General features: G+C 65.9%; 18 protein-coding genes. 13 read left to right on the forward strand and 5 right to left on the reverse strand.

Annotated elements, in window-relative coordinates:
- The first annotated feature begins 23 nt into the window (after positions 1-23).
- The 7 genes from TQ98_RS15370 to TQ98_RS15400 all read left to right on the forward strand — a co-directional run bounded on the left by TQ98_RS15370 (position 24) and on the right by TQ98_RS15400 (position 7,478).
- Positions 24-539 carry a sigma-70 family RNA polymerase sigma factor gene (locus tag TQ98_RS15370; protein WP_044874387.1) on the forward strand — a complete coding sequence of 172 codons (516 nt, stop codon included), beginning with the start codon at positions 24-26 and terminating at the stop codon, positions 537-539.
- Entirely contained in the window at positions 540-1,505 is a 966-nt protein-coding gene (locus tag TQ98_RS15375) for a FecR family protein (protein WP_044874386.1), read from the forward strand.
- Between the two features lie 104 nt (positions 1,506-1,609).
- Complete coding sequence (locus TQ98_RS15380; protein WP_044874385.1) at positions 1,610-4,039, forward strand: TonB-dependent siderophore receptor; 2,430 nt, start codon at positions 1,610-1,612, stop codon at positions 4,037-4,039.
- A gap of 66 nt (positions 4,040-4,105) precedes the next feature.
- On the forward strand, positions 4,106-5,290 hold the full coding sequence (locus TQ98_RS15385) for an ABC transporter substrate-binding protein (protein WP_103102981.1): 1,185 nt from the start codon (positions 4,106-4,108) through the stop codon (positions 5,288-5,290).
- Positions 5,287-6,348, forward strand: a complete 1,062-nt coding sequence (locus tag TQ98_RS15390; protein WP_044874382.1) for an iron ABC transporter permease — start codon at positions 5,287-5,289, stop codon at positions 6,346-6,348. The genes TQ98_RS15385 and TQ98_RS15390 overlap by 4 nt, the downstream gene beginning before the upstream one ends.
- Positions 6,342-7,103, forward strand: coding sequence for an ABC transporter ATP-binding protein (locus TQ98_RS15395; protein ID WP_044874381.1), 762 nt, complete (start codon positions 6,342-6,344; stop codon positions 7,101-7,103). Before TQ98_RS15390 ends, TQ98_RS15395 begins: the two co-directional genes overlap by 7 nt.
- Positions 7,104-7,175: 72 nt before the next feature.
- On the forward strand, positions 7,176-7,478 hold the full coding sequence (locus TQ98_RS15400) for a helix-turn-helix transcriptional regulator (RefSeq protein WP_044874380.1): 303 nt from the start codon (positions 7,176-7,178) through the stop codon (positions 7,476-7,478).
- A 220-nt stretch (positions 7,479-7,698) separates the two neighbouring features.
- On the opposite strand, the gene TQ98_RS15405 is transcribed toward TQ98_RS15400, so the two are convergent.
- The gene (locus TQ98_RS15405) at positions 7,699-9,471 is read right to left on the reverse strand and encodes an acyl-CoA dehydrogenase C-terminal domain-containing protein (RefSeq protein WP_044874379.1); all 1,773 of its coding nucleotides are present in this window, start codon (positions 9,469-9,471) and stop codon (positions 7,699-7,701) included.
- 177 nt (positions 9,472-9,648) lie between these two features.
- On the opposite strand from TQ98_RS15405, the gene TQ98_RS15410 reads away from it, so the two are divergent.
- Positions 9,649-10,671, forward strand: coding sequence for an AraC family transcriptional regulator (locus TQ98_RS15410; protein WP_044874378.1), 1,023 nt, complete (start codon positions 9,649-9,651; stop codon positions 10,669-10,671).
- A 20-nt stretch (positions 10,672-10,691) separates the two neighbouring features.
- Here TQ98_RS15410 and TQ98_RS15415 read toward each other — a convergent pair whose 3' ends face one another.
- Entirely contained in the window at positions 10,692-11,231 is a 540-nt protein-coding gene (locus tag TQ98_RS15415; protein WP_044874377.1) for a cysteine hydrolase family protein, read from the reverse strand.
- A gap of 209 nt (positions 11,232-11,440) precedes the next feature.
- On the opposite strand from TQ98_RS15415, the gene TQ98_RS15420 reads away from it, so the two are divergent.
- The 5 genes from TQ98_RS15420 to TQ98_RS15440 all read left to right on the forward strand — a co-directional run bounded on the left by TQ98_RS15420 (position 11,441) and on the right by TQ98_RS15440 (position 16,723).
- Entirely contained in the window at positions 11,441-12,238 is a 798-nt protein-coding gene (locus TQ98_RS15420) for an alpha/beta hydrolase (RefSeq protein WP_044874376.1), read from the forward strand.
- Between the two features lie 36 nt (positions 12,239-12,274).
- Complete coding sequence (locus tag TQ98_RS15425) at positions 12,275-12,676, forward strand: hypothetical protein (protein WP_044874375.1); 402 nt, start codon at positions 12,275-12,277, stop codon at positions 12,674-12,676.
- 80 nt (positions 12,677-12,756) lie between these two features.
- Positions 12,757-13,620 (forward strand): GNAT family N-acetyltransferase, encoded by an 864-nt coding sequence (locus TQ98_RS15430; RefSeq protein WP_044874374.1) that lies wholly within the window; start codon positions 12,757-12,759, stop codon positions 13,618-13,620.
- Positions 13,620-14,531 carry an allantoinase PuuE gene (gene puuE / locus TQ98_RS15435; RefSeq protein ID WP_044874373.1) on the forward strand — a complete coding sequence of 304 codons (912 nt, stop codon included), beginning with the start codon at positions 13,620-13,622 and terminating at the stop codon, positions 14,529-14,531. Before TQ98_RS15430 ends, puuE begins: the two co-directional genes overlap by 1 nt.
- Before the next feature lie 233 nt (positions 14,532-14,764).
- Positions 14,765-16,723, forward strand: a complete 1,959-nt coding sequence (locus TQ98_RS15440; RefSeq protein WP_044874372.1) for a methyl-accepting chemotaxis protein — start codon at positions 14,765-14,767, stop codon at positions 16,721-16,723.
- Between the two features lie 129 nt (positions 16,724-16,852).
- Here TQ98_RS15440 and TQ98_RS15445 read toward each other — a convergent pair whose 3' ends face one another.
- From TQ98_RS15445 to TQ98_RS15455, 3 genes are all read right to left on the reverse strand, one after another.
- The gene (locus TQ98_RS15445; protein WP_044874371.1) at positions 16,853-17,812 is read right to left on the reverse strand and encodes a biotin/lipoyl-binding protein; all 960 of its coding nucleotides are present in this window, start codon (positions 17,810-17,812) and stop codon (positions 16,853-16,855) included.
- Positions 17,813-17,815: 3 nt separating this feature from the next.
- A complete protein-coding gene (locus TQ98_RS15450; RefSeq protein WP_044874370.1) occupies positions 17,816-18,169 on the reverse strand; it encodes a DUF3302 domain-containing protein in 354 nt (117 codons plus the stop codon).
- Positions 18,170-18,341: 172 nt separating this feature from the next.
- Positions 18,342-20,813, reverse strand: a complete 2,472-nt coding sequence (locus TQ98_RS15455) for an MMPL family transporter (RefSeq protein WP_044874369.1) — start codon at positions 20,811-20,813, stop codon at positions 18,342-18,344.
- Positions 20,814-20,818 lie beyond the last annotated feature (5 nt).

The following is a 20,818-nucleotide window of genomic DNA, read 5'->3' on the forward strand; positions in this document are numbered from 1 at the left end:
CACTTGTAAAACCAAAGACGCCCATGAGCGATGCCCTCCCCGCTACCGAGAGTCAGCACCTGCGTGCCGTCGAGGCGTTGTACAGCGACCATCACGGCTGGCTGTACAACCGGCTCTACAGGAAGCTGGGCAACGCGCTCGATGCAGCCGACCTGGTCCACGACACCTTTGCGCGCATCCTGGCGTCCGGGGTCTCTGTCTTCCATGAGCCGCGCGCCTACCTGAACTGCGTGGCGCGGGGCATCCTCGTCAACTGGTGCCAGCGCCAGGCCCTGGAACGGGCCTACCTGAGCGCGCTGGAGAGCCTGCCCGAGGCTGAAGCGCCCTCCCCCGAACGGCGGCTGCTGGTGCTGGAAACGCTGCATGAGATCGATGCCATGCTCGACACCCTGCCGCCTCTGGTGAAGCGCGCGTTCCTGCTGTCGCAACTGGGCGGCAAGAAGTACGAGGACATCGCCGAAGAAATCGGCGTCTCCCTGATTACCGTCAAGCGCTACATGAAACAGGCATTTCTCCAGTGCCTGACGCTGGTGGAATGAATGGTCCAGAGCAGCCATGAGCAAGGCGATTCCACGCCGCTGGAGGAAGCGGCCGAATGGTTGATGCGCCTGAACGACAGCGACGTGACCGACGAAGAGCGCGGAGCCTGGGCGATCTGGCGCGAGAGCAGCCCCGAGCGCGCCCAGGCCTGGAGCCGCGCCGAATTGCTGATGGGCAAGATGGCCGGCCTGCCACCGGCGTTGGCCATGCCGGCGCTGGATCGCCCGGCAAGCCCCGACCGCCGTGCCGCCATCGCCAAGCTGGCGGTGATGCTGGCCCTGGTGCCGGCGGGGTGGAAACTTGCCCAGTGGCAGGGGTGGACCACTGACTATCACACCGCCGTCGGCGAGCGCCGCGAGATCACGCTGGCCGATGGCAGCCAGATCACCCTCAACACCGACTCCGCCATCGATGTGCGGTATGACGCCGGGCAGCGCTTCATCCGGCTGCTGCGTGGCGAAATCCTGGTACAGACCTCACCCGACAACCAAGTGCCACGGCGGCCCTTCCTTGTCGAGACGACCCAGGGCCGGATGGAGGCGTTGGGGACGCGCTTCACGGTCCGTGAAGGGACTGGCCGCACCCATCTCGCCGTACTGGAAGGCGCCGTCAGGGTCGAACCGGCCAGCGCCGGGCTGACGGCATCGCAGGTGGTGCACGCGGGCCAGCAGACCCGTTTCACTGCCCGGAACGCCGACCCCGTGAGCCCCGCCGACAAGAGCGCCGAAGCCTGGACCCAAGGCATGCTGAAAGCCGACAGGATGCGGCTCGCCGACTTCGCGGCCGAACTGGCCCGCTACCGCCACGGTTTCATCCGCTGCGAACCCGCCATCGCCGATCTGCGCGTCTCGGGTGTCTTTCCCGTCAATGACATCGAGCAGGCCCTGAACATGCTCGTGTCGACCTATCCGCTGGCGGCCACCGTTCGCATGAACGGCTACTGGATCCTCCTCTCCGCCCGCTAGCGGGCACCGCAAAAAAAATCCGTTCGCGGCTGATACTTTTTTTCCTCTCAACTGGCAAATGAGAGAGATACGCATTATTCACTAGCCAAAAGGACTTTTCTGACATGTTTGCTGCAAGTCGTTCCTGGGGTGAGCGCAAGTTGGCGTTGGCCATTCAAAGCGCAACGCTGACCGTTGCCTTGGCCGCAGTAAGCGCCAACGCCTGGGCGGTTGCGCCCGAGCAACTGGATGCCGTTGCCGTGAAGTCCTATGAGATTTCGGCCGGACCGCTGGGGAGCGCACTGTCGGACTTCGCGATGGACGCCGGCATCGCCCTGTCATTCGAGCCGGCCCTGACCGATGGCCGCTCCAGCCCAGGGCTGTCCGGCAGCTATTCCGCCCGCGAGGCCGCCGCACGCCTGCTGGCCGGCAGCGGACTGGAGCTGGTGGAACGCAGCGACGGCAGCTACACCCTCGCGCAAGGCGCAGGGGACGACGGCGACCTGACCCTGGCGGCCACCACCATCAACGCCAGCGGCGGCTACAAGGATTCACCGCCGGCGGCCTATGCGGGCGGCCAGGTCGCTCGCGGCGGCCGGCTCGGCATGCTGGGCAACAAGGACTTCATGGACACGCCCTTCAGCGTGACCAGCTACACCTCCAAGATGATGACCGACCAGCACGCCGTGACCGCAGCCGACGCCCTGGAGCGGGACCCGTCCGTGCGCTCCACGGGCCAGACAGGGGGCATCGTCGATTCCTTCTTCATTCGCGGCTTCCCGGTGGGCGAAGGCAACCTGGGCGAGTTGGCGTTCGACGGCGTCTACGGCGTCGCCCCCAACTACCGGGTCTTCACCGAATACGCCGAGCGCATCGAAGTGCTCAAGGGCCCGGGCGCCCTGCTCTACGGTATTTCGCCCAACAGCGGCGTCGGCGGTGTGATCAACATCGTGCCCAAGCGGCCGCTGGCGGAAGACCTGACCCGTTTCACCGCCACCTACGCCTCCGACACCCAGGTGGGCGGCCATGTCGACGTCAGTCGCCGCTTCGGTGACGAGCAGCAGTTCGGCGTGCGCGTGAATGGCAGCCTGCAGCAGGGCGACACCGCCGTGGACGACCAATGGCGCGGCGTGGGCATTGGCGCCATCGCCCTCGACTACCAGGGCGAGCGCCTGCGCCTGAACCTGGACCTGATCAGCCAGCGGGAAGAATTCGACGCGCCGTCGCGCCCCTTCTCCATCGCACCGGGCATCGATGTTCCGTCCGCCGCGAACGGCAGCACCAACGTCACCCAGGACTGGGGCTGGTCGGAAACCAACGAGCAGTCGGCACTACTGGGCGGCGAATATGACCTGTCCGATGCCGTGACCGTCTTCGCCCACGCCGGCGGCGGTCGTACCGATGTCGCGCGGCTATCGGACCAGCAGCCGCGCATCCTGAACGAAGCGGGCGACATCACCAGCACGCCGGGCTACTACAAGTTCAACGTGGACCGTTCGACCGCCGACGCCGGCGCTCGCGCCCGCTTCGATACCGGGCCGATCTATCACACCACCACGCTGATGGCGACCACGTACCAGGACGAGCTGTCCCGGGGCATCAACAGCGGCACCCCGATCAACTCGAACATCTATCACCCCAGCGACGCCCCCGAGCAGTTCATCAAGGCGCCCAAGGTATCCCGGGTGTCCGAGTCGGAACTGTCGGGCGTGGCCTTCGCCGACACCCTGTCGATGCTGGATGACCGCTTCCAGCTGACCCTGGGCCTGCGCCGGCAGGAGATCGAGTCGCGCAACTACAGCACCTCCGGCGCCGTCACCTCCCGCTATGAAGACAGCGCCACCACGCCCATGGTCGGTGTGCTGGTCAAGCCCTGGGAGAACGTGTCGCTCTACTACAACTACATCGAAGGCCTCAGCAAAGGCGATATCGCGCCGGCCACCGCCGCCAACGCGGGCGAGGCCTTTGCCCCTTACGAGACCCAGCAGCACGAGGTCGGCGTGAAGGTCGACTACGGCACCTTCTCCAGCACCGTCGCCGTGTTCCAGATCGAGAAGCCGAGCGGCGAGCTGGGTGCCGACAACGTGTTCTCGGTCCAGGCCGAACAGCGCAACCGTGGCGTGGAGCTGAGCTTGTTCGGCGAGGTCACGCCAGGCACCCGCCTGCTGGGCGGCGTCACCCTGCTCGACGGGGAACTGACCGACTCCGCCACCGTTGCCAACCGCGGCAATGACCCGGTGGGCGTGCCGGATGTGCAGGCCAACGTCTGGGCCGAATGGGACACCCCCTGGGCACAAGGGGTGACGCTGACCGGTGGCGCCATCTACACCAGCAGCCAGTTCGTCAACCAGGCCAACACCCAGGAGCTGGACGCCTGGACCCGCTTCGATGCCGGCGCGCGCTACAGCACCGTGATTGACGGTAAACCGACCACCTTCCGCGCCACGGTGCAGAACGTGTTCGATCGCGAGTACTGGTCCGGCGTCGCCTCCTACGGCGCGTTCTCCCAGGGCGCCCCGCGCACCCTGCAGTTGTCGGCCACGGTCGACTTCTGAGTCGCGACCCCCACGCACTGATCAGGACGGTCGGTATTTCCAACAGGCTTCGGTAGAGACACGTACATGGCAATTCAACGTCGATGGAACGCGGCTTCCCTTGTTCTCTTCTTTTTCGGGTTGCTGGGCGCAGCCGTACTGGCGGCCCTGCCAGGATTCGTGCTCGCCGAGGGTGCGGCGCCGGTCAGGACGACCGTCACCGACCTGCTGGGGCGCAAGGTCCAGGTTCAGGTGCCGGTTCGGCGCGTGATCCTGGGCGAGGGGCGGCAGCTGTACCTGGTGGCCGCCCTGGACACCGAGAATCCCCTGCAACGCATCGTCGGCTGGCGCAAGGACCTGATCCAGTCCGACCCTGATACCTACGGCGCCTACCTGCGCAAATTCCCGAAGATCGCCGAGATTCCCACCTTCGGCGGCTTCGAGGACGGCACCTTCGACATCGAGCAGGCCATCTCGCAGCAGCCGGATGTCATCATCCTCAACATCGAGGCGCAGCATGCGACGGAGGATGCTCGCTACATCGAGAAGCTCGATGCCCTGGGCATTCCCGTCGTCTACATCGACTTCCGTAATGACCCGATCCAGAACACCGAGCCCTCGATGCGCCTCTTCGGCCAGTTGTTCGGCAAGGAGCAGCGCGCCGAGGACTTCATCACCTTCCGCGCGCAGCAGATCGCGCGGGTGACCGACGTCATCGCGGCGAAACAGCCACAACGGCCGAAGGTCTTCATCGAGCGCATCGGCGGCTACACCCAGGATTGCTGCCTGAGTTTCGGGAACGAGAATTTCGGCAAGTTCGTCGAGATGGCCGGTGGCGACAACATCGCCAAGGGCATCATCCCGTCCACCTTCGGCCAGCTGAACCCCGAGCAGGTCATCGTCGCCAACCCCGACCAGGTGGTGGTGACCAGCGCCAACTGGGAGGCCTTCGCACCGGGCGGCACCTGGGTCGGCGTCGGCCCCGGCGCCGACCTCGATGAGGCGCGGCGCAAGCTCCAGCCCTATACGCAGCGCCCCGCCTACGCCGGGATCAAGGCGCAGGAGCACCACGCGTTCCACGCCATCTGGCACCAGTTCTACAACAGCCCCTACCAGTTCGCGGCCATCCAGCAACTGGCCAAGTGGTTCCACCCGACCCTGTTCGCGGACCTGGACGCCGACGCCACCCTGCGGGAATTGCATGAGCGCTTCCTGCCGGTGGCCTATGAGCCGGGTTACTTCGTGAGCCTGAACCCGGGGAGCCCGCAATGAATCCCGTTGGAATCCAGGCGGCCGGGCAGCGCCACACCTACCGCTCCCTGGTGCTGCGCAAGCGCCTGACGCTGGGCGGCTTCGTCGCCTTGCTGCTGTTGAGCGTCCTCCTCGACCTGGCCCTGGGGCCGGCGAAATACAGCCTCGGCGAGGTGCTGCAGGCCCTCCTCTCCCCCGACAGCGTGCCCGCCCAACTGCGGGTGGTGATGTGGGATATCCGCCTGCCGGTGGCGCTGATGGCGGTCGCCGTCGGAGCCGCATTGTCACTGGCCGGCGCACAGATGCAGACCATCCTGAACAACCCGCTGGCGAGCCCCTTCACCCTCGGCATCTCGGCGGCGGCCAGCTTCGGCGCGGCTTTGGGGCTGGCCTTCGGCGTGGCGCTGTTCCCGGCAATCGCGCACTACATGGTGCCGATCAATGCCTTCATCATGGCCATGCTGTCGGCCGGGTTGATCCATCTGCTGAGCATGCGCCGCGGCGTCACGGCGGAAACGGTGGTCCTGCTGGGCATCGCCCTGGTGTTCACCTTCAACTCGCTCCTGGCCCTGGTGCAGTACTTCGCCACGGAACAGGCCGTCGCCGCCGTGGTGTTCTGGACCATGGGCAGCCTCACCAAGGCCACCTGGCCGAAGCTCGGGATCATCTGCGTGGTGATTCTCGTGGTGCTGCCCATCTTCGCCAAACGCGCCTGGGCCATGACGGCCCTGCGGCTCGGCGACGACAAGGCCGCCAGCTTCGGGGTCAACGTCCAGCAGCTGCGCTTCCAGACACTGATCATGGTCAGCCTGCTGGCGTCCCTTCCGGTGGCCTTCGTCGGCACCATCGGTTTCGTCGGCCTGGTCGGCCCGCACATTGCGCGGATGCTCATTGGCGAAGACCAGCGCTTCTTTCTGCCAGCGTCCGTGCTGACGGGGGCGCTGATTCTCTCGGTCAGTTCGGTGGTCAGCAAAACGCTGATTCCGGGCGCGATCTTCCCGATCGGCGTGGTGACCTCGCTCATTGGCGTGCCGTTCTTCATTTCCCTGATCCTGGGCGGGAAGAAGCACTCATGGTGAAGCTGCGCCTGGAGAATGTCGGGGCCCGCTATGGGAACCGCGAAATCATTTCCGCCATCAGCACGGCCGACTTCACGGGGGGCCAGGTGGTGGCCGTGATCGGCCCCAACGCGGCGGGCAAATCCACGCTGTTCAAGCGCATTGCCGGGCTGATCGACGGCCCCGGCCGCGTCGTGCTGGAGGACTCGAAGAAGGGCCAACGGGGCGTCTGCTACATGCCCCAGAACAGCAACGCCAGCGCACGCCTGACGGTCTACGAATCGGTTCTGCTGGCCAGCAAACAGGCGACACCCAGTTGGGTGGTGCATGACGCCGAGCTTGGACTGATCGATGAAGTCCTCCACTCGCTGGGCATCACCGACCTCGCCTTCCGCAACCTCGGCGAGCTGAGCGGCGGCCAGCAGCAGTTGGTGTCCATCGCGCAGACCCTGGTCCGCGAGCCGGAAATACTGCTCATGGACGAACCGACCAGCGCGCTGGACCTGCGCCGGCAGATTCAGGTCCTGAAGTTCATGCAGCGGCTCGCCCGGCGGCACCAGATGATCGTGTTCATCGCCATCCATGACCTCAACCAGGCCCTGCGCTTCGCCGACCAGGTGCTGGTGATCGCCAACGGCACCGCCCAGGGCAGTGGAGCCTGCGAGGACATCATCACCGCCGAGCTGCTGCGCCGCGTCTACCAGGTGAACGCACGGATCGAGCGGTGCAGCCGGCAGGCAAGCCACATCATCGTCGACGATATCGTCCCGGAGTGACGCCCCAGCCATGCGCAAGTCGCCATGGCTGGCCGGAAAGACGCACCACAGTTCATTGGCAAGGAGAGGCTTATGGAACTCAGAACCGCAATGGGACAGGCCGTGAAGGCGTTCAGGATCAGCCGGGGATTCGCCCAGGACGAGGCCGGCAGGAGCCAGAGCGTCGTCAGCTCCATGGAGCGCGGGATGCGGTCCATCTCCATCACCGACCTGGACCTGCTGGCCAGCAGCATCGGCGTGCATCCGCTGGCGATCATCGTGAAGGGCTATCTCCTGCAGAACCAGTCGATCGGCACGGAAGAACTGATTGCCCGGATCAGGACAGACCTGGATGCCCTCTCCCGGACCCGGCTCGATCAGATTCCGCTGCGCTAAGGCAGCGGAGCCTCCCTGTAGGGTGCGCCATGCGCACCGCGGGTAGTTTGCAGGATGGGTCGGGCGGCGTTCCGCGAGCGGAGCGAAACCCATGCGGTCGGCGCGGTGTCTCTGAGCCGCACGCGGAATCGCAAAAAAGGGACGTGCCCCTGGGACACGTCCCTTGAAGAAAATGCGCGGCCCCAAACAGCCGGGCCGCGCTTCACGTCAAACGTTTTCCTTAGAACTGCTCTGCGGCCAGGCCGAAGAGGGAGTCGCTGCCTGCGCGGATGCTCGCCTCCAGGCTCAGGACGCGCGGCAGCAGGCGCTGGAAATAGAACTCGGCGGTGGCCAGCTTGGCGCCGTAGAAGTCTTCGTCTTCGCTGCGGCGGGCCTGGGCAACGGCAGCCATGCGCGCCCACATGTAGGCGTAGGCCACGTAGCCGAACAGGTGCAGGTACTCCACCGAGGCCGCACCGATTTCGTTGGGGTTGCCCTTGGCCTGCTCCAGCAGCCAGCCGCTCACGCCTTCCAGGCGCTCCAGGGCTACCAGCAGGTCGCTGCCGAAGGACGCCTCATGGCGGTGGGCGAAGTCGCGGACTTCGGCGCAGAACTGGCGTACTGCGGCGCCACCGTTGGCCACCACCTTGCGGCCGACCAGGTCGAGGGCCTGGATGCCGTTGGTGCCTTCGTAGATCTGGGCGATGCGCACGTCACGCACCAGTTGCTCCTGGCCCCACTCGCGGATATAGCCGTGGCCGCCGAACACCTGCTGGCCGAGCACGCAGCTCTCCAGGCCGATGTCGGTGAAGAAGGCCTTGGCCACCGGGGTCAGCAGCGCCACCAGGGCTTCGGAGCGCTGGCGCTCGTCGGCGTCTTCGGAGAACTTCGCCAGGTCCAGTTGCTGGCCGACGTAGCAGGCGAAGGCGCGGCCACCCTCGGTCATGGCACGCATGGTCAGCAGCATGCGGCGCACGTCCGGGTGGACGATGATCGGGTCAGCGGCCTTGTCCTTGGCGACCGGGCCGGTCGGAGCGCGGCTCTGGATACGGTCACGGGCATAGGCCACGGCGTTCTGGTAGGAGGCTTCGGCGCAACCGATGCCCTGCAGGCCGATGGACAGGCGCTCGTAGTTCATCATGGTGAACATGGCCGCCAGGCCCTTGTTGGCCTCGCCCACCAGGTAGCCGGTGGCGCCGTCGAAGTTCATCACGCAGGTGGCGGATGCCTTGATGCCCATCTTGTGTTCGATGGAACCGCACGCCACGGCATTGCGCGCGCCGAGGCTGCCATCGGCATTGACCATCAGCTTCGGCACCAGGAACAGGGAGATACCCTTCGGGCCGGCCGGGGCGTCGGGCAGCTTGGCCAGCACCAGGTGGATGATGTTTTCGGTCAGATCCTGCTCACCGCCGGTGATGAAGATCTTGGTGCCACTGATCGTGTAGCTGCCGTCGGCCTGGGGCTCGGCCTTGGTGCGGATGATGCCGAGGTCAGTACCGGCATGGGGCTCGGTCAGGCACATGGAACCGGCCCAGCGGCCTTCGTACATGGGCGGCAGGTAGGTGGAGCGCAGCTCGGCGCTGGCGTGGGCGTCGATGGCCAGGCACGCGCCCGAGGTCAGCGCCGAGTACAGGGCGAAGCTGTTGTTGGCCGCGTAGACCATTTCCTCGAACTGCACGCCGAGCATCTTGGGCATGCCCATGCCGCCGAAATCCGGGTTGCCGGACAGGCCGACCCAGCCGCCTTCCACGTAGGTGGCATAGGCCTCCTTGAAGCCGGCGGGCGTGGTCACCACGCCGTCGTGCCACTGCGCGCCCTCTTCGTCGCCGCTGCGGTTGATCGGGGCCAGGAGCTGGCCGGTGACCTTGGCGGCCTCTTCGAGAATGGCGTCGGCGGTGTCCGCATCGATGCGCTCGGCGAGGGCGGGCAGACGGGCCCAGATCGCGGGAGCGTCGAAGACTTCATGGAGGACGAAGCGGCTGTCACGGAGATTTGCGGTGTAGTTCGGCATGGCGATTACCTTCCCAGAGGATGGGGTGGAGTCTAGGCACGCTGACGGTTCCAGCCTATGCCCAAAATGAGCGAGCCGACGTGGCAATTTTGGCCACAGGAAATCGCCGTGCCGGCATCGCCGCACTATCATTGGCCCACGTTGTGACAACTGCGACCCGGAGCATTGGGAGCTGGAATGAGAGAACGAGATTCGGTGGCCGCATACCTGGTCCAGGCTGCGCTTTACCGACTGAAGGACCACCCCGATCGGGTGCGGGCGATGCTCGACGAAGCCGGGATCGACCCCGGCATCCTGGAAACGCCCGATGCCCGCCTCCCCGCCCCCACCGTGAACCGTTTCTGGCTGGCCATGACCCGCGAGCTGGACGACGAATTCTTCGGTTTCGACTCCCGTGGCATGCCCCAGGGCAGCTTCGCCCTGATCTGCCGGGGCCTGATCCAGGAACCGACCCTGGGCAAGGCGCTGCGCCAGCTCCTGAACTCCATGGGCCTGTTCCTGCGGGATATTCGCGCCAGCCTGGAACTGCGCAGTGGCCAGGCGGTGATCTGCCTGCGCACCTCGCTGCACGAGCCCAGCATCAGGAGCAGCGCCGAAGAGATCTACCTGAGCATCGTGCTGGGCGTGTTGTGCTGGCTCGCCGGCCGGCGCATTCCCATGGACAGGACCGCCTTCGGCTACCCTCGCCCGCCTCAAGGCGCCGATCCCCTGCTGTGGGGGCCGCTGCTGGAGTTCGACGCCCCCAACACTGAAGTGGCCTTCGATGCCGACTACCTGAACCTGCCGGTGGTGCAGGACCTGCCCGCGCTGAAGCACTTCCTGCGCACTTCACCGCAGTGGCTGGTGGTCCGCTTCCGCAATGAAGAGAGCCTGACGGCCAACGTGTTCCGGCGCCTGAAGCAGAACCGCGATCTCACCTGGCCGACCCTGGTGGAGCTGGCCCAGGAATTCGGCATGAACACCACCGCCTTCCGCCGCCAGCTGGAACGCGAGGGTTTCAGCTATCAGGAGATCAAGCACGAGGTTCGCCGTGCGCTGGCCTTCGAACTGCTTCGGGGCGACCAGTTCAGCATCAGCGAAATCGCGATCATGACCGGCTTCCAGGAACCCAGCGCCTTCCACCGGGTGTTCCGCCGCTGGACCGGGGAAAGCCCCGGCCAATTCCGCAAGCGAGTCCAGCAGGTTCCGGGCGACCGCTGAGCCCGGCGGCCGCCCACGCCTCAGGCCTCGACGGACACCTGCGCGGCCGGCACCACCCGCGCGCGCACGCCGAAGCTCGACATGCTGCCGAGGACCTTGTTGTGGTGGGCAATGATCTGCGCCGCGCTGAGCACGCCGTTGTCCAGGGTCGAATGGCCGTCCGCCACCAGCGTCACTTCGTAGCCCAGGGCCAGGGCGCGGCGCACGGTGGTGTCGACGCAGAAGTCGGTCTGCAGGCCGCAAACGATCAGGCGCTGGATGTCGTACTCCTGCAAGACTGCCTGCAGGTCGGTCTTGTGGAAGGAGTCCGGCGTGGTCTTGCGCACCCGGTAATCACCCGCGTCAGCCGCCAGCCCCTCGGCCAGCTGCCAGCCATCGCTACCGAACCGGAAGTCCCCGTTGTCCTCTTCATGCTGGATCAGCACGACCGGCAAACCGGCGGCCCGCGCCTTGGTGCTGATGCCGTTGATGGTGTCGATCACCCGTTCGATCTCGAAGGCGGCCTCGATGCCAACGCTGAGGGCCTGCTGCACGTCGATGATCAGGAGTGCGGTCTTCATGGGAGCGTCCTTGAGGGGAGGAAAAGCGGAGATTAAGCCCACGCTCGAGTCGGCGCCACGTCCAATTGCTGGTGCGCACGGCGCACCCTACCCGGTTGACTCCATTGCTGCGACCGCGCCATCTGCACCGCCAGCCCCAGCGGCCCCACTAGCCGCACCTCGGCATTTTCTGGCAGCCTCAGGCGTCACCCCGACCCTTGGAGCATTCCGTGCCGAGTCCCAGCCACCACACCCAGGACCTCCGGATCGACAGCCCCCATGGCAAGCTTTTCGTGCGCATCTGGAGCCCCGACCACCAGAGTCCCTCCTTCGAAGAGGCGCCCTTCGTTCTTTTCCATGACTCCCTCGGCTGTGTGGAGCTGTGGCGCGACTTCCCGAGCAAGCTCGCCGCCTTCACGGGCAGACCGGTGGTGGCCTATGACCGCCTCGGCTTCGGTCGGTCGGATGCCCATCCGGGTGAGCTGACCTTCGGTTTCGTCGGTGACGAGGCGGAACGCGCCTTCCCGCTGGTGATGGATCATCTTGGCGTCACCGACTTCATCGCCTTCGGCCACAGCGTCGGCGGCGGCATGGCCACCCACTGCGCCGCCCGGCACCGGGAGCACTGCGTGGCGCTGATCACCGAGTCGGCGCAAGCTTTCGTCGAAGACCGCACCCTGAAAGGCATCCGCGAGGCCAAGCAGGGCTTCCAGCAGGACGGCCAGATCGAACGGCTGATGAAGTACCACGGCGACAAGGCGCGCTGGGTGCTGGATGCCTGGACCGAAACCTGGCTCTCCCCCGGCTTCGCCCACTGGTCGCTGAAGGACGAAGTAGAACGCCTGGATTGCCCGGTTCTGGCCATCCACGGCGAGCTGGACGAGTTCGGCTCCGCCCTCCATCCACAGCGGATCGCCGAACTCACGGACAACCGTTCCCAGGTTCTGCTGATGGAGAAATGTGGCCACGTTCCCCATCGGGAAAAGACCGACCAGGTGATCCAGGCCGTGGGGGACTTTCTTCGCTGATGCGTGCCGCCCAACGGCTGGCTATGATCGAAAGCCATGACACCCACACTCCCCACCCGCCAACCCTGCCCGCCCGGCGCCTGTAACTGCGGCCGTGACGAGCTGCTGGAACAGCCCGGCTCGGACGTGCGCATCCTGCTCCTGACCCGCCAGGAGGAGAAGCGCCTGCTCGATCGCCTGGAGAACATCCAGAGCCTGGCGGACCTGGAGCACATGCAGCGGCGGATGTACGAACAGCTTGGCATCCGCCTGTCCATTACTCCGGGCTACAACGAGGTGCGCACCATGCGCGGCCTCGATATCGAGATCGCTGAACTGCCGGGCCTCTGCCGCAAGACCCGCCAATCCATTCCGGCAGCCATCCGCCGAGGTCTGGAGAAGCGCCCGGAGATCGCCTACCGACTGCTCGACGCCCACGACCTGCTTCGCGACGCCTGAGGCGCCGCCCGGCGGCCTGGCTCGATTTCCCGGTTGGCGCTATACCGAAATCGTCTGGTCCGGCCTAGGAGGCGCTTGCGATGCCGAGCCCGCTGGTGATTCGCGACATGACCCGCCCCGAGCTGGACGAGCTGGTGGGCTGGGCCGCACGGGAAGGCTGGAATCCCGGCCTCCATGATGCCGGCCTGTTCTGGGCCAACGATCCGGAAGCCTTCATTGCCGCCGACCTCGATGGGGAATTGATCGGCGGTGGCGCCATCACGTCCTACAACGGTGAATTCGGCTTCATGGGCTTCTTCATCGTCCGCCCCGAGTTTCGCGGCCAGGGCCTCGGCAATACCCTCTGGCACGTCCGCCGCGACAGGCTCCTGGCACGGCTGCGCCCGGGCGCGGCCATTGGCATGGACGGTGTGTTCGCCATGCAGGACTACTACGCCAAGGGCGGATTCGTGTTTTCCCATCGCAACCTGCGCTTTCGCATGGACCTCGCGGGAGACTTGCCAGCGCCTGACGAGGACGTGGCGCCGCTCGGCGAATTTCCCTTCGAAGCCGTGCAGGCGTACGACCGCCGCTGCTTCCCCGCGCCCCGGACAACCTTCCTGCAAGGCTGGACCACCCAGCCCGATGCCCTCGCCCTGGGCTGCCGGCGCGACGGGAAACTGTGCGGCTACGGCGTGGTGCGGCGCTGCCAGGAAGGTTGCAAGATCGGCCCGCTGTTTGCCGATGACGCTCGGGCCGCCAGGGCGCTGTTCGCCCATCTGGCTCGATTCGCCGTGGGCGGTCCGCTGTTCCTGGATGCCCCGGAAAACAACGCGGCGGCCATGGCGTTGGTCCGTGAGCACGGGATGGAGGAGGTCTTCGGCTGCGCGCGGATGTACCTCGGTCCACCTCCGCCGGTCGACCAGCAGCGCGTATTCGGCGTCACCACCTTCGAGCTGGGCTGATGGCCGAACGCGATCTCGTCGGTTACGCCGGCAAGCCACCCCACCCACGCTGGCCCGGGGATGCCCGGGTCGCAGTGCAGTTCGTGCTCAACGTCGAGGAAGGCGCCGAATCCTGCGTGCTCAATGGCGACGCCCAGTCGGAAGCCTACCTCCACGAACTGCCGGGCCGCCCGCCCCGTATTGGCGAGCGCGACCTCAGCGTCGAGGGCCTGTACGAATACGGCTCCCGCGCGGGCGTCTGGCGCATCCTGGACCTCTTCAACGAGCGGGGCTTGCCGCTGACCGCCTTCGCTGTCGGCCGGGCACTGGAGCTGGTGCCGCAGATCGGCCACGCTCTGCGCGCCGGCGGTCATGAGGTGGCCGGCCACGGCTACCGCTGGCTGGACTACCGCGACATTCCAGAAGATGAGGAGCGGCGCCATATCCGCCTCACCATCGAGCTGATCGAGCGCATCTGCGGCCGGCGTCCGGTGGGCTGGTACACGGGCCGGGTCAGCCCGAACACCCGCCACCTGCTGCGGGAGGAAGGCGGTTTCCTCTACAGCTCGGACGCCTACAACGACGACCTGCCCTACTGGCTTCCAGGTTCGCCGCCCCACCTGGTAATTCCCTACACCCTGGTCAATAACGACGCCCGCTACCTGCTGCCCAACGGTTTCGCCTCGGGGCAGGACTTCTTCCAACTGCTCCGGGACGCCTTCGACTTCCTCTGGCAGGAAGGTACGCGGCAACCCAAGATGATGAGCATCGGCTTGCACGGCCGAATCAGCGGCCACCCGGCACGGGCCATGGCCCTGGCACGTTTCCTGGACCACGTGCAGGGGCACGACGGGGTGTGGGTCTGTCGGCGGGAAGACATCGCCCGTCACTGGGCCGCCGAGCAGCGCGCGCCCCACGGACCGTCGGCGTAAAGCCCTCCGCACCCGTTACCGGAAGATTCACCTGCGCAGTCCACGACGCCCTCGGTGCCAGGCGTTTCGACAGTCGCGACGCCATCAGCATGCTCCTCAGGGGGCCGGAATCACGGTCTCGCGCGCCAGTTGCTCAATTTTATTGACGCCCCGTTAAGCAATTTGCACGCTTCTTGCAGAATTTTTTACGCTTCCAACCCTCTGTCACCCATCTACACGCGGAGTCTCACGACATGCCGTTGCGCGTAAAACTTGCCGTCAGCTTTCTGCTGATAGGCTTGATACCGGTGCTGGCCACGGTCTTCACGGTGTATCAGCAGGCCAGCCAGGCCCTGCGCGAGCAGGCGCTCAATGCGCTGGAAGCCGTAGCGAATATCAAACAACAGCAACTGCAAGACAATTGGCAGGCGCGGCGTAACCAGCTCGCCGCCCTGGCCAGCAACCTCAGCACCAGCTACGCCGGGCTGGACGCCACATCCCTGGTCACCAGCGCGAACTACGACCGGGCGATCTTCGAAAACTTCGTCGCCACCTTCGGCTACCGCGAACTCAAACTGGTCTCCCGCGAAGGACAGGTGCTGTTCAGCCTCCAGCGCAGTGCCGACTACCAGCAGAACCTGGGCGATGCGGCCTGGCGTGGCACGTCGCTGGGACAGGTGGTGCGCAGCGCGTTGGGCAGTGGTCAGGTGCAGATCGGCGACCTGGCGGTGAACGCGGCGGGCGGTGAACCCAGCCAGTACCTCGCCGCGCCGATCCGCGACGAGGGTGAACTCAAGGCGCTGCTGGTCCTTGAGCTGCCGCTGTCCGAGCTGAACCGGGTGATGCAGGCGCGCCAGGGTCTGGGCGAAGCCGGCGAAACCTATCTGGTGGGTACCGACGGCCGCCTGCGTTCCGATTCGGTGCGCTTTGCCGAACACCGGGTCCAGCGCGCCGGCGAAGAGGCCGCTCCCCCGCCCGGCGAGGCGATCCGCCATGCCCTGGATGGCGAGCAGGGACGCCTGGCCGAAGCCGGCCTCAACGGCCAGCCGGCGCTCAAGGCGTTCGTTCCCCTGCAACTGGACGGCCAACGCTGGGCACTGATTGCCGAGATGGATCAAGAGCAAGCCTTCGCCCCGGTACACGCCTTGATGTGGCGGGTCCTGCTGCTGGTGGCCTTAACCATGGCCGGCGTGGCCGTGGCCACCTGGCTGGTCAGCCGTAGCGTGATGCGCCCGCTGGGTGGTGAGCCACGGCGCATGGCCGAGTTGGCCCAGCGCCTGGCCGCCGGCGAGCTGCATCTGGGCGCCGATGCCAACGGGCACAGCGGCCTGATGGAGGCCCTGCACGAGATGGCACGGGCCTGGCGCCAGGTGGTCGAGCGACTGCGCCAGGCCAGCCATGCGGTGGACGCCGCCAGTGGCGACATCCTCGGGGCCGCCGGGCACACCAGCAACAGCCTGGACCAGCAACAGGAGGCCCTGGAGCTGGTGGTCAGCGCGGTCGACCAGATGGCCGCCACCGTCCAGGAAATTGCCAACAACGCCAGTCAGAGCGCCGATGGCAGCGCTGCCGCGCGCGACGCATTCGCCACCGTGCAGAGCAGCCTGCAACGCATGATCGGCCAGCAGGATCGGCTGCTCGCCGGTCTGCGCGGCGCTGACCAGGTGGTGCAGACCCTGGCCACCGACAGCCAGCAGATCGGCTCGGTGCTGGAGGTGATCCGCGCCATCGCCGAACAGACCAACCTGCTCGCCCTCAACGCGGCTATCGAAGCGGCCCGTGCCGGCGATCAGGGCCGCGGCTTCGCCGTGGTGGCCGACGAGGTGCGCAATCTGGCGCAGAAGACCCAGCAGGCCACCGAAGAGATTGTCGCGATCGTCGCCGCCCTCGGTGAGTCGTCCGGCGAAGCGCAGACGCGCATGGGGGACTCCAGCGAACAGGCCCGCGCGCTCGAGCTGGAGACCCAATCCGTGCTCGCCTCACTCGGTCAGTTGGATGATTCGCTGAAGGACGTCCACGCGCTGGCGTTCCAGATCGCTGCGGCGGCCGAACAGCAGGCGTCCACCACCCAGGAGGTCAATCAGCACATGCACAGGCTCAGCGACATGACCGTCGAGAACCGACGCACCGCCGCTCACACCCGCGAATGCGGCGAACACCTGCGCAAAGTGGCCGGCAGCCAGGAACAATTGGTCGCGCAGTTCCAGCTCTAGGTGCGGACTTGCCAGGTGGGCTTCAAAGGTCTCCGGGCCAGGGATGGCGCGGCGAAATGACGGGCTGAAGCGGAACCACCGAGGGGTAGCCATGGCGTACTGCTTGCCAGGGCGACCCCTCGACAGCACTTAGTGGAACGGGAAGATGTAGTTCATCCAGGCCGCCATGCGCAAAAGGATCTTGCGCATGATCGCCACATGGTGGAAGTGCTTGCTGTAGAGCGCTGCCTGGCCATAAGAACCGCCGGGCATCAGCGCCGCGTACTGGGCATAGTCCGGGTCGGTGATTTCGATGATCACCGGCACACGGCCGGGAGGCGGTGAGCCGGTGAAGCTGATCAAGGTGCCGGACGGCTGCACCTGACCCTCACCAATCACGCCGATCACCTGCTTCACCTTGCCCTGGAATACCCGGCCGGGGATACCGTCGAAGGCCACTTCCGCCTCATCGCCGGTGCTCAGGCGCAGTTGGCTGTTCTGGCGCATCCAGGCGGCGAAGTAATGCCCCTCATCCGGAATGAAGACCATGGAGGGGCGCAGCGGCAGCCGGGTCGCCATCATCCCCGGGCGCAGGGACACGTGGGTGACGAAACCCTTGCTCGGCGCCCGAACCACAGTGCTGTCCAGCTCGAACTGGGCATTGCCCAGTTGCGCCTCCAGGTCTTCCACCCGCGCGGTGGTGAGGTCGACATCGCGGCGGTTGCCGACATTGCGAGCGGCCAGTTCACGGGCGCGGGACTGGTCGGCACGGGCCGAGACCAATTGGGCCTTCAGGGACTTCAGCCGGAATTCGAAGGGTCTCGGGTCGATGCGGAACAGCACATCGCCTTTCTCCAGCGGCTCGTTACCCTTGACCGGCACGTCGATTACCTGGCCGGTCACCACCGGAATCACCGGCGTCGACACGAAGTAGGTGCGCGCCACCTCGGAGTACGGGTGGTTGTAGTTCATCAGGAAGATCAGCGTACCGATCAGCACGATGCCCCCGAGCACGGCAGTGGGCACGCTCCACTTGTTCAGCGGGATCTTGAAAATCTTGAAGACGGCGACGCAGATGGCGGTGTAGGTAAGGATCAGTAACAGGTCCATTGATCAGCCCTCCTTCCGCTCGTCGTGGGAAGCAGCCTGCTGCCCCTCCAGCTGTTCGATGCGCTGGCGAAGTTCCGCCAGTTCCTTCACCAGGTCAGCATCCTGGCTGGCCCCCTGCTTGCCATGGTTGAAGCCCCAGCCCCGATCCTCGCGGTACAACATGGCCCAGATCCAGAGGAACGGCCACAACGCGTGGAGGGTGAAGAGGCTGACCCAGCCGGCCGCGTGGATGGCGTCCTGGTGGGGATGATTGCGGTGTACCGCGATTTCGTAGGGAATGTCGTGGAGGACGATGATGCCGTAGAACAGCACGATCCCCACGAAAATAAGCACGCCCAGTGCAAAGTAGTCGAGCATGAAGGCCTTCCTGATCAGCGGCCCTCATGACGTGGATGGGGGCCCGTTAGACGAAGCTGGAGTCGGGGCGAATGCCTTCAGGACACCTGATGGCCTCTCCCCCTCCCGAACTCCAGCGTAGTTCAAGTTGCTTCGTCTGCAGGGCCCTTTTCAAGGCCCCTGTCACGGGCCCTCAGGCGGCGGCAGCGGATACCGCCGCGCGGGCTTCGACTTCCGGCTTGCGCAGCAGGAAGTAGGACAGCGCAGGAATCAGGACCAGTGCGCCCACCATGTTCCAGACGAACATGAAGGTCAGCAGGATGCCCATGTCGGCCTGGAACTTGATCGGCGACCAGGCCCAGGTGATCACGCCCGCTGCCAGGGTGATGCCCACCAGGCCCACCACGCGGCCGGTAAAGGCCACCGCCTTCTTGTAGGCCGCCGACAGCGACAGGCCCTCGCGCTGGTACTGCAGCTGCACGCTGAGCAGGTACAGCGCATAGTCGACGCCGATGCCCACGCCCAGGGCGATCACCGGCAGCGTCGCAACCTTCACACCGATGCCCATGGCCACCATCAGGGCCTCGCAGAGGATCGAAGTGAGCACCAGCGGCAGCAGCGCCACCACAGTCGCCCGCCAGCTGCGGAAGGTGATCAGGCAGAACACCGTCACCGCCAGGTAGACGTAGAGCAGCATGGTGCGGTTGGCCTCGTGGACCACCCGGTTGGTCACCGCTTCGATACCCGCGCTACCTGCGGCCAGCAGGAACTGGCGATCGTCGGTGCTGTTGGCGGCGGCGAACTTCTCGGCGATCCCCACCACGTCGTCCAGGGTCTGGGCCTTGTGGTCCTTGAGGAAAGCGATTACCGGCATCAGCGAGCAGTCGGTGTTGAACAGCTCGGGGGTGTTCACCGAGGCCTGTTGGGCCGCGTAGTTGAGCACGTCCTGGTTGCGCTGCAGGCTGAGGAACTTCGGGTTGCCCTCGTAGGTGCCGGCGGTGATCTGCCGTACCGCGTTGGCCAGGGACGCCGTGGCCTGCACGTTCGGGTGCTGCTGCAGGGCCCAGCTCAGGCGGTCGGCCTGGATCAGGGTCTGGTAGTTCAGGCAACCCTCGGCCGGGGTCTTCACCATCACCGCGAACAGGTCGCTGGACAGCGCGTAGTGGCTGGTGATGTAGGCGTTGTCGCGGTTGTAGCGGGACTCCGGACGCAGCTCGGGAGCACCGGCGTCGAGGTCGCCGATCTGCAGGTTCAGGCTGACCAGGTAGCCGGCCACGCCCATGATCGCGGCCAGGCCGACGGTGGGCAGCGCCCAGCGCTTCTCGGTGAACCGGTCGAGGAAGTCCCAGATGTGGCCGAAGCCCTTGTGCGCCGCGGCGTTGGTATCGATACGCAGGGCGCGCTCGGCGGCCTTGGTACCCACACCGACGTAGGACAGCGCCACCGGCATCATCAGCAGGGTGGTGAAGATCAGCACGGCCACCCCGATGCTGGCGGTGATGGCCAGGTCCTGGATCACCGGGATGTCGATCAGCATCAGCACGGCGAAGCCCACGGCGTCCGCCAGCAGCGCGGTCACGCCGGCCAGGAACAGGCGGCGGAAGGTGTAGCGCGCCGCCACCAGCTTGTGGGTGCCACGACCGATGTCCTGCATGATGCCGTTCATCTTCTGGGCGGCGTGGGACACGCCGATGGCGAAGATCAGGAACGGCACCAGGATCGAGTACGGGTCCAGCGAGTAGCCGAGCCAGGCCACGGTCCCCAGCTGCCAGACCACCGCCATCAGCGAGCAGAAGATCACCAGCAGGCTGCTGCGCAGGCAACGGGTGTAGACCAGGATGATGAAGAAGGCGGTCACCACGGCCATGGCGAAGAACACCATGACCCGCAGCAGGCCATCGATCAGGTCACCCACCAGCTTGGCGAAGCCGATCACGCGGATCTTGATGGCGCCCTGCCCTTCCTCGCCCGAGGCCTGGGCCTTGCGGTCGCCGGCGTACTCGAAGCGCAGGCGCAGCTTCTCTTCCAGCTGGCGGGAGAACTGGTGGTAGTCCACGCCCTGGCTACCGGCCGTGGCCTGGTCCAGGAGCGGTACCACCAGCATGGTGGATTTGAAGTCGTTGGCCACCAGGCTGCCGACGATGCCGGCACGGGCGATGTTCTGCCGCAGCTGCTCGATGCTCGCCTTGGAGCCGTCGTAGCCATCGGGCATGACCGGGCCCCCCTGGAAGCCTTCCTCGGTCACTTCGGTCCAGCGCACGCCGGGCGCCCAGAGGGACTTCATCCAGGCACGGTCCACACCGGGGGTGAGGAACAGCTCGTCGTTGACCTGCTTGAGGGCGTCGAGGTAGGCCGGGTCGAAGATATCGCCCTGGGTGTTTTCCACCACGACCCGCACGGTGTTACCCAGGCCGCGCAGGCCCTTGCGGTTTTCCAGGAAGTTCTGGATGTAGGGGTGTCCCTGCGGAATCATCTTCTCGAAGCTGGGACGCAGCTCCAGGCGCGTGAAGGCCATGTAGCCCAGCAGCACCGTGACTAGCAGGATGCAGGCGATGAAGGGCAGGCGATTGTTGAACACCATGCGTTCAAGCAGGTTGCCGCTCTTCACGTCGAACTCTTTGAGATCCCGGATGACCGGCATCACGTCTTGTTTCATGCCACCCATGATGG

Origin of the sequence: Pseudomonas sp. LFM046 (assembly GCF_000949385.2) — a bacterium.
GTDB lineage: Bacteria > Pseudomonadota > Gammaproteobacteria > Pseudomonadales > Pseudomonadaceae > Metapseudomonas.

What these genes read in the sequence shown, in the direction of transcription:
- TQ98_RS15415 (WP_044874377.1), bottom strand. Translation starts at nt 11,231, where the DNA reads ATGAAGACCGCACTCCTGATCATCGACGTGCAGCAGGCCCTCAGCGTT.
- TQ98_RS15380 (WP_044874385.1), top strand. Translation starts at nt 1,610, where the DNA reads ATGTTTGCTGCAAGTCGTTCCTGGGGTGAGCGCAAGTTGGCGTTGGCC.
- TQ98_RS15410 (WP_044874378.1), top strand. Translation starts at nt 9,649, where the DNA reads ATGAGAGAACGAGATTCGGTGGCCGCATACCTGGTCCAGGCTGCGCTT.
- TQ98_RS15430 (WP_044874374.1), top strand. Translation starts at nt 12,757, where the DNA reads ATGCCGAGCCCGCTGGTGATTCGCGACATGACCCGCCCCGAGCTGGAC.
- TQ98_RS15440 (WP_044874372.1), top strand. Translation starts at nt 14,765, where the DNA reads ATGCCGTTGCGCGTAAAACTTGCCGTCAGCTTTCTGCTGATAGGCTTG.
- TQ98_RS15375 (WP_044874386.1), top strand. Translation starts at nt 540, where the DNA reads ATGGTCCAGAGCAGCCATGAGCAAGGCGATTCCACGCCGCTGGAGGAA.
- puuE (WP_044874373.1), top strand. Translation starts at nt 13,620, where the DNA reads ATGGCCGAACGCGATCTCGTCGGTTACGCCGGCAAGCCACCCCACCCA.
- TQ98_RS15385 (WP_103102981.1), top strand. Translation starts at nt 4,106, where the DNA reads ATGGCAATTCAACGTCGATGGAACGCGGCTTCCCTTGTTCTCTTCTTT.
- TQ98_RS15450 (WP_044874370.1), bottom strand. Translation starts at nt 18,169, where the DNA reads ATGCTCGACTACTTTGCACTGGGCGTGCTTATTTTCGTGGGGATCGTG.
- TQ98_RS15405 (WP_044874379.1), bottom strand. Translation starts at nt 9,471, where the DNA reads ATGCCGAACTACACCGCAAATCTCCGTGACAGCCGCTTCGTCCTCCAT.
- TQ98_RS15425 (WP_044874375.1), top strand. Translation starts at nt 12,275, where the DNA reads ATGACACCCACACTCCCCACCCGCCAACCCTGCCCGCCCGGCGCCTGT.
- TQ98_RS15455 (WP_044874369.1), bottom strand. Translation starts at nt 20,813, where the DNA reads ATGGGTGGCATGAAACAAGACGTGATGCCGGTCATCCGGGATCTCAAA.
- TQ98_RS15445 (WP_044874371.1), bottom strand. Translation starts at nt 17,812, where the DNA reads ATGGACCTGTTACTGATCCTTACCTACACCGCCATCTGCGTCGCCGTC.
- TQ98_RS15395 (WP_044874381.1), top strand. Translation starts at nt 6,342, where the DNA reads ATGGTGAAGCTGCGCCTGGAGAATGTCGGGGCCCGCTATGGGAACCGC.
- TQ98_RS15400 (WP_044874380.1), top strand. Translation starts at nt 7,176, where the DNA reads ATGGAACTCAGAACCGCAATGGGACAGGCCGTGAAGGCGTTCAGGATC.
- TQ98_RS15370 (WP_044874387.1), top strand. Translation starts at nt 24, where the DNA reads ATGAGCGATGCCCTCCCCGCTACCGAGAGTCAGCACCTGCGTGCCGTC.
- TQ98_RS15390 (WP_044874382.1), top strand. Translation starts at nt 5,287, where the DNA reads ATGAATCCCGTTGGAATCCAGGCGGCCGGGCAGCGCCACACCTACCGC.